The sequence below is a fragment of the Kribbella sp. WER1 genome (genome assembly GCF_054189145.1).
Genome location: NZ_CM135186.1, coordinates 5,259,091 through 5,273,250, shown reverse-complemented (window position 1 = coordinate 5,273,250; position 14,160 = coordinate 5,259,091). Strand labels below are relative to the sequence as shown.

The following is a 14,160-nucleotide window of genomic DNA, read 5'->3' as shown; positions in this document are numbered from 1 at the left end:
CTTCACCAGCCACAGGCAGGCGGTGAACGGGCAACGCGCGAGGTTCACCCCCCAAACAGGCAACGGCGCACCGATCACCAGCACCCCCACCGCAACACCCACCCCGCCGACCCCCTCCACCCCAGCACCGTTTGAGAGGTGAACCCCGCAAACGGACCCTTCACCAACCGCAGGCAAGCAGTGAACGCGCAACGCGCGAGGTTCACCCCTCAAACGGCCGCGGGGCGGCTAGGTGGCGGCGGGGGCTTGGGGCGGGTGGGTGGGTGGGCTGAGCTCTGCCGGATGATCAGCAGTGGGGTTGAGTAGAGGTGCGCCTGCGGCGGGGCTCCGGTGAGTACGTCGAACAGCCGGCGGCTCACCTCGGCGCCGTACCCGACGACGTTGTGGCTGAGGGCGGTCAGCGTCGGATGCGTGATCCGGCAGAGCGTCGAGTCGTCCCAGGCGACCAGCGTGATGTCGTCCGGGACGCGCAGGTCGGCCGCTTGGACGACGGCCAGTCCGGCGACCGCCATCAGGTCGTTGTCGTAGACGATCGCGGTCGGCCGCCCGGCCAGTACCTCCCGGGTCGCGGCCGCACCTGCCGCCGCGGAGTAGTCGGTGTGCCGGGTGACGGCGGTCAGCCCGAGCCGCCGTACGGCGGTGTCGAAGGCCTGGTCGCGGATCCACACGTCGCCGAACTCGGGCGGTCCGGCGATCCGCGCGATCACCGTGTGCCCGAGCGACGCGACATGGTCGAGCGCCGCGGTCATCGCCGCCGTACTGTCCGTCCACACGCACGCCATCCCGTCGGCCAGCGCCGGATCCCCGACCAGGACGGCCGGCAGCCCGAGCTTCCGCAGGACCGGGATCCGGGGGTCGCCGACCCGCGGGTCGACCACGATCACGCCGTCGACCCGGCGTTCCGCGGCCCACTTCCGGTACGTCGCGAGCTCCGCGCCGAGCTCGGCCACCACCTGCAGGGCGAGCGCGTACGAGTGTTCCGCGAGGACCGACTCGACACCGCCGACGAAGCCCATGAAGTACGGCTCCTCGCTGAGCGTCTGCGGGGTCCGCGCGAGCACCAGCCCGAACGTCTCGCTGCGCGCCGCGGACAGCTGCCGGGCCGCGGTGTTCGGGACCCACTCCAGCTCGGCGGCGACCCGCAGTACCCGGGCCCGGGTGGCCGCCGAGACACCGGGCCGGTTGTTCAGGGCGTACGACACCGCCCCCTGCGAGACCCCGCACCGCCGGGCGATCTCCTTGATGGTCACTCGATGCACGACGTCCTCCTCACCGTGCGCCCGGACAAACCGGTCCGGACCTCCAGTGTCGCGCCGATCCAACCCTGTGTCATCACTTGACCACAGAAGGTAGTTGTTTGATCAAACCCCACACTCTTGGGAAACCCTCAGGTGACCGCCCAGTCGTTGGGCGGAGGGTGGTGTGGAACCGTCGCAGTGGGATACGGTTTCCTTCGTTACTTAACCGGTTCGGCTTAGCAGACGGCGCAAACCCCAAGGGCAGCGGGTGACGCGCCGCCGACAAGGAGAAACCATGGTCGCAAAGGACCACCTGTCCCTCCAGCTGTACACGGTCCGGGGCAAGCTCGAGGAAGACTTCGACGGCACCCTGGCCCGGATCGCGGAGATCGGCTACACCAAGGTCGAGCCCTTCGGTGTGACGGCCTTCGCCGACCGCCTGGCCGAGGCGCTGCCCAAGCACGGTCTCTCGGCCCCGACGACGCACGCCGGCCTGCTCCGCGAGGACAGCGCCCCGATCTACGCGGCCGCCGAGCGGCTCGGCATCACCACGGTGATCGACCCGCACACCGACGCCGCGCGCTGGCAGACTGCCGACGGCATCAAGGAGATCGCCGACGGGCTGAACAAGGCCGCCGCCGAGGCCGCCGACCACGGCATCACGGTCGGCTACCACAACCACCAGTTCGAGCTCGAGGCGAAGATCGGCGGCGCGCACGGCCTGGAGATCCTGGCCGACAACCTGGCCGAGAACGTGATCCTCGAGGTCGACACGTACTGGGCCGCGGTCGGCGGCGCCGACGTACCGGCGCTGCTGAAGAAGTTCGGCGAGCGGGTCACCGCGATCCACGTCAAGGACGGCGACGGGACGCTGAACAACAAGGCGCAGGTCGCGGTCGGCGACGGCACCATCGCGGTCCGGGATATCCTGGCCGCGGCGCCGCAGGCCCTGCGGGTCGTCGAGCTGGACGACTTCACCGGCGAGATCTTCGACGCGGTCGAGGGTTCGTACGCGTTCCTGACCGGAGAGGGTGCACCGGAATGACTTCTGTCGGCGTAGGCATCATCGGCGCCGGAGTGATCTCCGACGCGTACATCAAGAGCATGCAGAGCTTCCCGGACCTGAAGGTCGTCGCGATCGGCGACCTCCGCCCGGAAGCGGCCGAGTCGAAGGCCAAGGAGTACGGCATCGAGGCCCACGGCGGCCCCGAGGTGGTGCTGAACAACCCGGACGTCGAGATCGTGGTCAACCTGACCATCCCGGTCGCGCACGTCGAGGTCGCGCTCGCGGCCGTTGCCGCCGGCAAGCACGTGTGGAGCGAGAAGCCGTTCTCGCTCGACCAGGACAGCGGCCTGAAGCTGCTGGCGACGGCGAAGGACGCGGGGGTCCGGCTCGGCTGCGCGCCGGACACCATCCTCGGCCCGGGCCTGCAGGAGTCCCGCCGGATCATCGAGCGCGGTGACATCGGTACGCCGCTGACCGCGCTCACCCTGTTCCAGTCGCCCGGCCCGGAGTCCTGGCACCCGAACCCGGCGTTCCTGTTCCAGGAAGGCGCGGGCCCGCTCTGGGACATCGGTCCGTACTACCTGACCACGCTGGTGCAGCTGCTCGGTCCGGTGGCCGCGGTCGCGGGGATCGGCTCGAAGTCCAAGGAGAAGCGCACGATCGGCTCCGGTCCGCTGGCGGGGACCGACTTCGACGTGACCGTGCCGACGCACGTCAGCACGATCGCGAAGTTCGAGTCGGGGCAGTCGTCGCAGAGCATCTTCAGCTTCGACTCGCCGCTGCCGCGGGGCGGGTTCGTCGAGATCACCGGCTCCGACGCGACGCTCGCGGTCCCGGACCCGAACGGGTTCGACGGCGCGATCAAGATCCGCCGTCGCGACGGCGACGACTGGGAGACGATCGCGGAGACCAAGGCGGTCGCGCAGCGCGGTACCGGCGTCCTCGAGATGGCGCGCGCCATCCGGGCCGACCGGCCGCACCGGGCGACCGGGGCCCTGGCCTTCCACATCGTCGACGTGATGGCCTCGATCACCGACTCGATCGACACCGGCGCGTTCGTCGACGTGCAGAGCACCGTCGAGGTCGCGCCGATCCTGCCGGACGACTGGGACGTGACGGCGGCCACCCTGTGAGCATCGTTCTGGACCCCCGGCGGACCGTGGTGTTCGCCGGGGACTCGGTGACCGACTGCGGCCGCCGTACCGACCCTGACGGGCTCGGCGACGGCTATGTCCGCAGGTTGTACGACGACCTCGGCGAGCAGCGGCCGCCGATCGTCAATGTCGGCATCAGCGGCAACCGGGCGGTCGATCTGGCCGCCCGGTGGGCCGACGACGTGCTGGCCCACGACCCGGCACTGGTGTCGATCCTGATCGGGATCAACGACACCTGGCGCCGGTACGACGAGAACGACCCGACGACGCCGGAGTCCTTCGAGGCGTCGTACCGGTCGCTGCTCGACCCGCTGAACTGTCCGGTCGTGCTGATGGAGCCGTTCCTGCTGCCGGTGAAGGACGGGCAGGACGCGTGGCGCGAGGACCTGGACCCGAAGCTCGAGGTGGTCCGGAAGCTCGCCGTCGAGTACGGCGCGATCCTGGTGCCGACCGATGTCGAGCTGACCAAGCAGGCGGCGTCCGTCGGCGCCGCGACCCTCGCCGGCGACGGCGTGCACCCGTCCGCGATCGGACACCAGGCGCTCGCCGATCTCTGGCGCCAGTACGTTCTGAACTGACGTCGACCGCTCCCCATCGCCGATGGGGAGCGGTGCGTTCTTACTAAACCGGTTCATCCCCTGGAGCTCCACTGTGACAGCACTGAAGACCCTCGACCTGACCACCGCCGGCGGTGCCGCCTGGACCGTGCGCGCCGTCGAGGGTCCGGCCCCCGACGGACTGATCGGCCGCGCGCTGGCCGCCACCGTGCCCGGCGAGGTGCACACCGACCTGCTCGCGGCCGGCGAGATCCCGGATCCGTTCGACGGCGACAACGAGTCGAAGCTGCACTGGATCGGCCGGACCCGCTGGAGCTACACGACCAGCTTCACCTGGGTTGCTGATGGCAACGACCGGCAGGAGCTGGTGGCCGAGGGCCTGGACACGGTCGCGACCGTCACGCTGAACGGCCAGGAGCTCGGCCGGACCGCCAACCAGCACCGGTCGTACCGGTTCGACGTCACCGGCGCTCTGGTTGCCGGGGACAACGAGCTGGTGGTCGAGTTCGAGGGCCCGGTGACCGCGGCGGAGGCGGAGCGGGACAAGCGCGGCAGCTGGCCGCACACGAACCTGCACCCGTACAACGAACTTCGCAAGATGGCCTCGAACTTCGGCTGGGACTGGGGACCGGACGTCGCGACCGCCGGCATCTGGCGGCCGATCCGGATCGAGTCCTGGTCCGGCGTCCGGATCGCCGCGGTCCGCCCGCTCGCCGGAGTCGAGGGCACGGACGGCGTACTCAAGACCTTCGTCGAGCTGGACTGGGCGGACGGCGCGGCCGACGCGACCGTCACCGTCGAGGTCGGCGGCACCCAGCAGTCCGTGACGGTGACGCCCGGAACATCCTCGGCGGAAATCGAGAACACGGTTTCCGCAGTGGACGTCTGGTGGCCGCGCGGCCATGGCGAGCAGCCGCTGTACGACGTGACCGTGACGGTGAACGAGGACGACTGGCACGGCCGGGTCGGCTTCCGGAACATCACCGTGAACGTTGCCCCGGACAACGACGGTACGCCGCTCGTGATCTCGGTGAACGGCAAGCCGATCTACGTCCGCGGCGCGAACTGGATTCCGGACAACGCTTTCGTGACCCGGCTGGACGCGTCGACGTACCGCACCTCGGTCGAGGACGCGGTCGACGCCGGGATGAACCTGCTGCGCGTCTGGGGCGGCGGGATCTACGAGAGCGAGCAGTTCTACGACGTCTGCGACGAGCTCGGGATCCTGGTCTGGCAGGACTTCCTGTTCGCGTGCGCGGCGTACTCGGAGGACGAGCCGCTGTGGAGCGAGGTCGAGGCCGAGGCGCGGGAGGCCGTCACCCGGCTGAGCAGCCACGCCAGCCTCGCGGTCTGGAACGGCAACAACGAGAACATCTGGGGGTACGTCGAGTGGGGCTGGCGGGTCCCGCTGGCCGGTCGCGCGTGGGGCGCCGGGTACTACCTGGACCTGCTGCCGAAGATCGTCGCCGAGCTCGACCCGCGGACGCCGTACTCGGCCGGCAGCCCGTACTCGTTCGACCAGTTCATCCACCCGAACGACGACCGGCACGGGACGATGCACATCTGGGACGTCTGGAACCAGGTGGACTACACGACGTACCGCAAGTACAAGCCGCGCTTCGTTTCCGAATTCGGTTTCCAGGGGCCACCGGCGTGGTCGACGCTGACGTCGGTCGTGCACGACGTACCACTCGATCCCTACGGCGAGCAGATGCTCGTGCACCAGAAGGCGTTCGAGGGAAACCTCAAGCTGGAGCGCGGTCTGGGTGCGCACCTGCCGAAGTGGAAGAACATCGACGACTGGCACTGGACGACGCAGCTGAACCAGGCGCGTGCGGTTGCCTACGGCATCGAGCACTTCCGGTCGCTGTTCCCGTTGAACACCGGTGCGGTCGTCTGGCAGCTGAACGACAACTGGCCGGTCGTCTCGTGGGCCGCCGTCGACGGGCACGGGATCCGCAAGCCGTTGTGGTACGCGTTGAAGCGCGTGTACGCCAACCGCCTGCTCACCGTGCAGCCACGGGACAATGGCCTGGTCGTTGCCGTGCACAACGACACCGACGAGGCGTGGTCGACCGAGGTCACGGTCAGCCGACGGTCGACGAGCGGTGCGGAGGTGCTGGCCCAGGAGACGTTCGCGATCGAGGTCGCGGCGCGCTCGGCCGTCGTCAACGATCTCCCGGAGTCGGTCGCCGTTGCGGGCAGGCCTTCGGAGGAGTACCTCGAGGTGCGGACGGCCGACGGGGAGACGGCGTACGCGTACTTCGCCGAGGACACCGAGCTGCGGCTCGCCGCCGACGCCTACACGATCACGGTCACCCCGACCGCCGACGGGTACGACGTGACGGTGACCGCGACCGCGCTGACCAAGGACCTGGCGCTGTTCCCGGACCGGCTGGATGCGGCGGCCCGGGTGGACTCGTGCCTCGTCACGCTGTCCGCGGGCGAGAGCCACACGTTCCACGTCACCGGTGCGAGCGCGCCGGAGCAGGTCGGCGTACCGGTGCTGCGGTCGGCCAACGATCTGGTGAACTGATTTACGTCAAGACCTTGACTAAAGGTGCGGCGGGACCGTTACTGGTGGGTGAAACCCCTAGGTCCCGCCCCACCTCGGAGGTCTTGTCGCCATGCATCTTCTTGCCACTGCCCTGTTGAGCTTCAGCTCTCTCGTTGCCGCTCCGACTGCTTCTTTGCCGGCCTGCCAGCACTTCTACACCGGCCCGATCCCCGACCGCCCGGTCTCCGGCGGCCACGGCAACGGGACGACGGCACCGCCGTACGACGTCAGCGGCCGGTTGCCGGCGCCCGGGGGCATTGCGGGTGGTCTCGGCGCGGACGGGAAGGTCACGTTCACGTTCGACCGGGTCCCGGGCGCGAAGGCGTACCGGGCGTTCCGGAACGGGCAAGCGTTGCAGTGGATCAGCGACTGGGGTCAGCCGACGCTGCAGGTCACGGACGCGAGCCCGTGCGACGGCGCGCACTACCAGATCTACGCGATGTCCACCGAGGACACCTCTCCGTCGTCGATCGGCCAGCTCAGTACGTCGTACCGGCTGGACTCCTCGAACCACCTGGCGTCGTACCGGCTGCCTGCGGGTACGACTCTGACGTATCGCGTGTCGGCGTACAACGACGTCGCCCAGACGGCTCTTGGGTACAACGCGGGGACGGGGATCTGTGCGGTGGACGCCCGGAACATTCCGTGGGGTACGCGGCTGTACGTCCCCGGCTACGGGCACTGCTACGCGGCTGACATCGGTAGCTGGATCAAGGACGACATTGTCGACGTGTGGTTCCCGCCCGGCCCGGATGCGGACAATTGGGGCATCCAGCGACTCACGCTCACCGTAGAGTGAGCGTGTGAGCTGGGGGAAGCGTGTTGCCGTCGGAGCGTTGCTGCTGACTCTCGTCGCGTGCAGCGACTCCAAGCAGACGGCTGGAGTGGTGCCGGAGACACGTGCACCCGTCGAGCCGGTCCGTACGACGAAACCGCTGCGGCCCACGCTGGCACCGGTGCAGGTGAAGCCTGGTACGTCCAAGAACGCCCAGGTGATGCCTGTGCTCGACCACGGGCCGCGAGACAAGAAGCAGGTCGCGTTGACGTTCGACGCCGACCTCACGGCACTCATGCGGCGACGGCTGGTCTCCGGCACGGTCAAGTCGTACTACAACGCCGCCCTGATCCAGGAGCTGCGTGCACTGCACGTGCCGGCCACGCTGTTCCTGACTGGGATGTGGATGGAGCAGTACCCGGACATCACCAAGCAACTCGCCGCCGACCCGCTGTTCGAGCTGGGCACGCACACCTACGACCACCGCGGCTTCACCAACAAGTGCTATGGCCTCGGAACGGTGCCACCCGGCCAGATGCTCTCGGACGTACGCCGGGCCATCGTGGAGCTGGACCGTGTGGATCCACACGCGACCAGATGGTTCCGCTTCCCCGGCGACTGCTACGACGCGACCGCCCTGCACGAACTCGCGCCCGCCGGCGTCACTGCGGTCGGCGGGGACGTGCCGGGCGGAGACGGGTTCACCAAGTCGGCACAGCCGATCGTCAAACAGGTCCTCGACCACGTGCAGAACGGCTCGATCGTCGTCCTCCACATGCACGGCGGCGACAACGCCCCGTACACCGCCCATGCCGTCGGCCCCATCGTCCGCGAACTCCGCACCCGCGGCTACCAGTTCGTCACCGTCACCCAACTAGTCGAAAGGTAGCCACCCTGCGCGGTGGCGGCCGTTCGCAGGGCCGGTCATTTGAGGGGTTAGCGTCTGAGCTGTGGGGTTACCTACCCGCATGCCGACCGCAAACCCAGCGTTTCAGGCGTCAACCCCGCAAATGGTCGAGGTTGATGGCGACGTACTTGACCTCGAGGTACTCGTCGATGCCGACCGTGCCGCCTTCGCGGCCGAGGCCGGACTGCTTGACGCCGCCGAAGGGGGCGGCGGGGTTGGAGACGATGCCCTGGTTGAGGCCGATCATGCCGGCTTCGAGGCGTTCGGAGACGCGGAGGGCGCGGTTCAGGTCCTGCGTGAAGACGTAGGACACCAGGCCGAACTCGGTGTCGTTGGCCATCCGGACCGCTTCGTCCTCGGTCTCGAACGCGGTCAACGGTGCGACCGGGCCGAAGATCTCCTCCCGCTGCAGCCGGGCGGTCCCGGGGACGTCGGCCAGCACGGTCGGCTGGTAGAAGTACCCGTTGCCCGCGGCAACCGCTCCGCCGGTCAGCGTGCGGGCGCCCTGGGCGATCGCGTCCGCGACCAGATCGGCCACCTTGTCGCGCTGCTTCCCGTCGATCAGCGGGCCGACGTCGACGCCGGGTTCGGTCCCGCGGCCGACCTTCAGCGCGGCCATCCGTTCGGTCAGCTTCGCCGCGAACGCGTCCATCACCGACGAGTGCACGTAGATCCGGTTGGCCGCCGTACAGGCCTCGCCGCCGTTGCGCATCTTGGCGAGCATCGCGCCGTCGACCGCCTTGTCGAGGTCGGCGTCCTCGAACACCAGCAGCGGCGCGTTCCCGCCGAGCTCCATGCTGGTCCGCAACACCTGACCGGAGGCCTGTTCGAGCAACCTCCTACCGACCGGAGTCGAGCCGGTGAAGGACAGTTTGCGGGCCCGGCCGTCGCGGATCAGCGGCTCCATCACGCCGCCCGCGTCCTGTGTGGTGACGACGTTCAGCACCCCCGCCGGAAGGCCCGCCTCGGTCATCAGCTCGGCCAGTTTGAGCATCGAGAGCGGGGTCTGCGCCGCGGGCTTGATCACCATCGTGCAGCCGGCCGCGATCGCCGGCCCGATCTTGCGGGCACCCATCGCGGCCGGGAAATTCCACGGCGTGATCAGCAGGCACGGGCCGACCGGCTGCCGCATCACGAGGAAGCGGCTCGCGCCGTTCGGGGCGATCTGGTACCCGCCGTCGATCCGCACCGCCTCCTCCGCGAACCACCGGAAGAAGTCGGCCGCGTACGCGATCTCGCCCTTCGACTCGGCGACCGGCTTGCCCATCTCCAGCGTCATCAGCAACGCCAGGTCGTCGGCCTGCGCGGTCATCAGCTCATACGTCCGCCGCAGGATCTCGCCCCGTTCCCGCGGCGGCGTCGCGGCCCACTCCTCCTGGACGGCGACGGCCGCGTCCAGGGCGGCCTTGCCGTCCGCCGGACTCGCGTCCGCCACCTCGCAGAGCGTCGCACCGGTCGCCGGGTCCTCGACGGCAAAGGTCCTGGCGGCCGCGACCCACTTCCCACCGATGAACAATTCGGTCGGACACGCCTCGACGACTTCCTGCTCTCGTGCCATGAGCCTGCCTTTCGACTAGGGCGGGTCTGGTAATTCCCAGACTAGGCGGTGGCAGTCAGCGGAGAAGTGCGCCGCGGGACCGTCCGCGCGGGCCGGGGCAGGGCGGTCGCGACGGTGCGGAGGATCGCTGACCGGATCAGTCCGTCGAAGGCCAGTGGGACCAGCATGACCTCGTCCGCGGTGGTCTCGGCCACCAGCGTTCCCAGCCGGCCGGCGACGGTCGCACGGGAGCCGACGACATGGCCCGGATCGTCCAGCAAGCGCTCGGACAGCTCTCGCTCGTCTCTGGTGATTGGCGGCGCCAGCAACGCTGTCAGTTCAGCCGACGTAGCCTCCGTCCCGGCGGCAGCCAGCCGCGAACTGACCCGCACGTACTCGGCGAAGCGGCCCAACGCCTCCTCGTCGGTGTCCGCGGCAACCACACCGACCGTTACAGCCAGGTAGGGCTGCCCGTTGGAGGGCTCGAAGTGCTCCCGGTACGCCGTGACCGCAGCGGCTGTCACCCCCGGCGCCCGATGATGCGCCACGAACACGGGGAGCCCTCGCACAGCGGCAGCCACCGCAGCGTTGGGGTGGTCGGCCAGCACGAACACCGGTACCGGCAGGCCGGCCAGCGCCAGCCGTACGTCGCCCGCGTTCAGGAACCCGCGCAGCTCGTCCAGCCGCTCCGGGAACGACGTACCCGCCGTACCGCTCGAAAGACCGCGTTGCCCGGTGACGCCGAGGTCGATGCGGCTCGGGTACGCCGCAGCCAGCGCGGCGAACTGCTCCGCGACCACGAGCGGCTGGTGGTTGGCCAGTGGGAGTCCGCCGGCGCCCAGGCGGATCCGGTCGGTCCGTGCGGCGAGTATTGCCGCCAGCACGGCCGGTGCTGCGCCGCCGACACCTCGGACACCGTGTTGCTCGTCCAGCCAGAAGCGACGGTATCCGAGGTCGTCGGCAGTCAGTGCCACCTCCGCGGTCTCCCGGAGCGCGGCCGCAGCCGACTGACCGGGCAGCTGCGGTACGACGTCCAGCACAGAGTGAGCCGAGACAGGCAGTCCAGGAGCAAGGGGGGTGAGCACGCACCCACAGTGACAGTGCGGGTCCGGCTCGCACATGGGGAGTCGTCACCCAAAGTTGAGGGCTGCTCCGGGGGCTAAATATGGGTGCTGATCACCCATGCCCCGCCCCTGCCCGCGATGACAACCTGAGCGCGTGCTCGACCCCGCGACCACCCGGCCCACCAGGACCGATCGATGCAAGACCTGGTGGTCGGCAGGCCTGCGGCCACAAGAACAGGGCTACGCGCTGACCCAGTCGGCGCCGGCCTGGGCCGAGTACGTGGAACGCAGTACCTCTCTCCCACCGAGCGCGCCTGTCGCCGGTCGAGACCCTGCAGGGACCGGTGTCAACGGTGGCCACGCGTCAGGTGGGACGGCCGTTGCAACGGATGGGTCCGGCACGGACTGGCGGCAGGCGCTCATGCGTTGCCTGGAGCCACTGTTGGACTCCGCCCGGCAGGACCTGGCCGCGGCGGGGCACAGTGGCGTACTGGCCGAGGCGTTCCTGCAGCGTCTCGGCCTCCGGCTGGTGAAGCTCGCCGCGCGCACTCTGGTCCTGGAACTGGCCCGGGCCAGGGACCGCGGCGAGCTCGCCGGTGACACCCCGGCCGCCCGCTTCCTCGACTTCACCCACCGCTTGGTCGGTGGGAGCGAGCTGGCGGAGTTCCTGGCCGCGTACCCCGTCCTGGCCCGGGTTCTGGGCGAGTCCTGCCGACAGGGTGTCGAAGGTCACCTCGAACTGCTCGCGCGCCTCGCCGAGGACCGGAAGGCGCTCGTCACTGGGCTGCTCGACGGCCGGGACCCCGGCGCGCTGATCGCGATCGAGCCGGGCGGCGATGCCCACCAGGGCGGCCGTTGTACGGCGATTCTGACGTTCGCGAGCGGGCAGCGGCTCGTCTACAAGCCCCGGCCGCTCGCGTTGCACGAGCACTTCAACGCCTTTGTCGACTGGCTGAACGCCCGAACCGCGCTCGGCGTCCGTACGGTCCGGCTGCTCCCCCGCGACGGCTACGGCTGGCTCGAGTTCGTCGTACACGAGCCGTGCGAGGACCTGTCCGGCGTACGGCGGTTCTACCACCGCCAGGGTGCCCTGCTGGCGCTGCTGTACGTGCTGGACGGCACGGACATGCACTTCGAGAACTTGATTGCCGCCGGCGACCAACCGGTACTGGTGGACGTCGAGACGCTGTTCCACCCGACGCAGGTGGTGGCCACCGGCGATCCGGCGTACCGGGCGTTGCTCGAGTCGGTGTACCGCACCGCGCTGCTGCCACTGCTCGTAACGAATGAGAACGGTGTCACGGACATCTCCGGGCTCGGCGGTGACGCCGATGCGTCGGCCGCGCGGAGCGTGGTCGACTGGGCCGACGCCGGACTGGACTCGATGCATCTGGTACGCCGTCCTGACCGGACGGACCGTGCAGCCAACCGGCCCTTGCTCGACGGCAGGCTGATCGAGCCGCGCGTCCACGAGACCGCTGTGCTCACAGGGTTCCGGACCGCATACGAGGCGATCGTCCGGGACCGTGACGAGCTCCTCGGACCGGACGGGCTGCTGGCGCAGTGTGCTTCGGACCAGCTCCGGTTCGTACCGCGGCCTACCAGTCTCTACACGGGTCTGCTGGACGAGTCGACCCATCCCGACGTACTGCGGGACGCGGCCGGCCGGACGCAGCTCCTCGACCTGCTGTGGGACGCGGACGAGTCGCTGCAGGCGTTCGTACCGTACGAGCTGGCCGACCTGTGGGCGGGCGACGTACCGCTGTTCACCGCACGCCCGGACAGCCGGGACGTGTGGGCGTCGGACGGCACCCGGATCGCCGACGTACTGGCCGTCGACGGCCTCGCCGCGGTCCGGGCCAAGGTCGCGAACCTCGGCGACATCGACGAACACCGTCAGACCTGGCTGATCTCCGCGTCGCTCGCCACCCGTCCCGAGCCGGTCACGCACGCCGGCACGACCGTCCGGCCGCACGTAGGGACGGTCGAAGCCGACCCCGACCAGCTCCTGGCAGCGGCCGCGGACATCGCCGACGAGATCGTCGCGCAGGTCGTCAGCGAACGCGGCGGGGCCGCCAACTGGCTCGGTCTCGAACTGCTGGACGACCACCACTGGTCCGTCCGCCAGATGGGCGCCGGCCTGTCGAACGGCTACACCGGTACGGCGCTCTTCCTCGCGCAGGTCGGCGTACTGACCGGGGCTCAGAAGTACTGCGAGCTGGCGCGGGACGCCGTTCGGCCGATCCCCCAGTTGCTGCAGGCACTCGAAGGCGACCTCGAGTCCGCCAACCTGATCGGTCCGGGCTTCCACGGCCTCGGCGGTATCAGCTACGGGCTCCACCGGCTGTCGGAGCTGCTCGACGACAGCGACCTCAACGGCTGGCTGGCCACCTCCCTGGAGCTCAGCGAACAGCTCGTGCAGGACCCCAACGACTTCCCGTCGTACGCCGAAGGCGCGGCGGGCGGGCTGGCCGCGATGCAAGCAGTGCAAGGCTTTCCGGCCGCCGACCGGCTGGCCGAGCGCTACGCCGACCACCTGGTGACAACAGTCGAGAGCGGCCTCCATGGCCGAGTAGCAGCGGACCATGGCTTCGCTCGCGGCTTCCAGGGAATCGCGTGGGCGCTCGGCCGGTACGGCGTACCCGGCGACCGATACCTCGACGCTGCGCGAGTCGCAACCGATCTGGACCGCCGGAACGGTCCAGCCGGCCACGGGTGGTGCCGGGGCGATGCCGGCACCACTCTGGCCCGGGCTGCCGCCGGCGTCCCCGCGGACCTCGACGCCTACTTGAGGACCGCAACCGAACGTCCGGTGCTCGCCGACCTGAGTCTGTGCCACGGCGAGCTCGGCGCGGTGGAGTCACTGTTGTGGCTCGCCGCACGTGAGTACCCAGCCACAGAGGCGGCCCGACGACGTCGGGCCGGGCTGGTGCTCGCGGCAGTAGAGCAGTACGGACCGCACTGCGGAACACCCGACAACGTGCCGTCTCCAGGCCTGCTGACCGGCCTGGCAGGGATTGGCTACGGGCTGCTCCGTCTTGCGTACCCCGAGCGGGTTCCGTCCGTGCTGCTGCTCCAACCAACCGCCGGGTCGCGGCCTGGCACAGCACCGGGACCCACTGTGTGACAAGGGGTTACAGCATGACCGCCCAGCACCACGAAGTTGAGCAACACAACGTTCCACCCGCTCCGATCACGATGTCGAGGTGGCGTCGGGTCGGCGCCCGGGCGATGGCCCTCGTCGGACTCGTCGGCATGGCCGCCGCGGTGGCCACCGTCGTGACCGCGAACGGCTGGCCCTACGGGCAGACCTGATCCGGCGAAACGTTTGACCCAGTGGCCGGCCGCTCGTCCGAGCGGCCGGC

At 69.6% G+C, this 14,160-nt stretch carries 11 protein-coding genes; 8 read left to right on the top strand and 3 right to left on the bottom strand.

Translation table 11 applies throughout. The features are described from left to right. Positions 1-209 precede the first annotated feature (209 nt). Positions 210-1,259, bottom strand: a complete 1,050-nt coding sequence (locus ACXJJ3_RS25620) for a LacI family DNA-binding transcriptional regulator (protein ID WP_458164388.1) — start codon at positions 1,257-1,259, stop codon at positions 210-212. Positions 1,260-1,533: 274 nt separating this feature from the next. On the opposite strand from ACXJJ3_RS25620, the gene ACXJJ3_RS25615 reads away from it, so the two are divergent. The 6 genes from ACXJJ3_RS25615 (at position 1,534) to ACXJJ3_RS25590 (ending at position 8,176) form a co-directional block, all read left to right on the top strand. Further along, a complete protein-coding gene (locus ACXJJ3_RS25615; RefSeq protein ID WP_458164387.1) occupies positions 1,534-2,283 on the top strand; it encodes a sugar phosphate isomerase/epimerase family protein in 750 nt (249 codons plus the stop codon). After that, positions 2,280-3,377, top strand: a complete 1,098-nt coding sequence (locus ACXJJ3_RS25610) for a Gfo/Idh/MocA family protein (RefSeq protein ID WP_458164386.1) — start codon at positions 2,280-2,282, stop codon at positions 3,375-3,377. The genes ACXJJ3_RS25615 and ACXJJ3_RS25610 overlap by 4 nt, the downstream gene beginning before the upstream one ends. Then, positions 3,374-3,976, top strand: a complete 603-nt coding sequence (locus ACXJJ3_RS25605) for an SGNH/GDSL hydrolase family protein (protein ID WP_458164385.1) — start codon at positions 3,374-3,376, stop codon at positions 3,974-3,976. Before ACXJJ3_RS25610 ends, ACXJJ3_RS25605 begins: the two co-directional genes overlap by 4 nt. A 73-nt stretch (positions 3,977-4,049) precedes the next feature. Then, positions 4,050-6,491 carry a glycoside hydrolase family 2 protein gene (locus tag ACXJJ3_RS25600; RefSeq protein WP_458164384.1) on the top strand — a complete coding sequence of 814 codons (2,442 nt, stop codon included), beginning with the start codon at positions 4,050-4,052 and terminating at the stop codon, positions 6,489-6,491. A 91-nt stretch (positions 6,492-6,582) separates the two neighbouring features. Further along, positions 6,583-7,311 (top strand): 3D domain-containing protein, encoded by a 729-nt coding sequence (locus ACXJJ3_RS25595; protein WP_458164383.1) that lies wholly within the window; start codon positions 6,583-6,585, stop codon positions 7,309-7,311. Positions 7,312-7,315: 4 nt separating this feature from the next. Next, positions 7,316-8,176, top strand: a complete 861-nt coding sequence (locus tag ACXJJ3_RS25590; protein ID WP_458164382.1) for a polysaccharide deacetylase family protein — start codon at positions 7,316-7,318, stop codon at positions 8,174-8,176. Between the two features lie 109 nt (positions 8,177-8,285). On the opposite strand, the gene ACXJJ3_RS25585 is transcribed toward ACXJJ3_RS25590, so the two are convergent. Both ACXJJ3_RS25585 and ACXJJ3_RS25580 read right to left on the bottom strand, forming a co-directional pair. Next, positions 8,286-9,752: an NAD-dependent succinate-semialdehyde dehydrogenase gene (locus ACXJJ3_RS25585; protein ID WP_458164381.1), complete on the bottom strand. Its 1,467-nt coding sequence runs from the start codon at positions 9,750-9,752 to the stop codon at positions 8,286-8,288. A 41-nt stretch (positions 9,753-9,793) separates the two neighbouring features. Further along, on the bottom strand, positions 9,794-10,771 hold the full coding sequence (locus tag ACXJJ3_RS25580) for an MsnO8 family LLM class oxidoreductase (RefSeq protein ID WP_458164380.1): 978 nt from the start codon (positions 10,769-10,771) through the stop codon (positions 9,794-9,796). A gap of 466 nt (positions 10,772-11,237) precedes the next feature. Between ACXJJ3_RS25580 and ACXJJ3_RS25575 the strand changes: the two genes are divergently transcribed. Both ACXJJ3_RS25575 and ACXJJ3_RS25570 read left to right on the top strand, forming a co-directional pair. Further along, the gene (locus ACXJJ3_RS25575) at positions 11,238-13,922 is read left to right on the top strand and encodes a type 2 lanthipeptide synthetase LanM family protein (protein ID WP_458164379.1); all 2,685 of its coding nucleotides are present in this window, start codon (positions 11,238-11,240) and stop codon (positions 13,920-13,922) included. Positions 13,923-13,936: 14 nt separating this feature from the next. Further along, positions 13,937-14,110: a hypothetical protein gene (locus ACXJJ3_RS25570; RefSeq protein WP_458164378.1), complete on the top strand. Its 174-nt coding sequence runs from the start codon at positions 13,937-13,939 to the stop codon at positions 14,108-14,110. The last annotated feature ends 50 nt before the right edge of the window (positions 14,111-14,160 follow it).

What these genes read in the sequence shown, in the direction of transcription:
- ACXJJ3_RS25615 (WP_458164387.1), top strand. Translation starts at nt 1,534, where the DNA reads ATGGTCGCAAAGGACCACCTGTCCCTCCAGCTGTACACGGTCCGGGGC.
- ACXJJ3_RS25610 (WP_458164386.1), top strand. Translation starts at nt 2,280, where the DNA reads ATGACTTCTGTCGGCGTAGGCATCATCGGCGCCGGAGTGATCTCCGAC.
- ACXJJ3_RS25595 (WP_458164383.1), top strand. Translation starts at nt 6,583, where the DNA reads ATGCATCTTCTTGCCACTGCCCTGTTGAGCTTCAGCTCTCTCGTTGCC.
- ACXJJ3_RS25585 (WP_458164381.1), bottom strand. Translation starts at nt 9,752, where the DNA reads ATGGCACGAGAGCAGGAAGTCGTCGAGGCGTGTCCGACCGAATTGTTC.
- ACXJJ3_RS25570 (WP_458164378.1), top strand. Translation starts at nt 13,937, where the DNA reads ATGACCGCCCAGCACCACGAAGTTGAGCAACACAACGTTCCACCCGCT.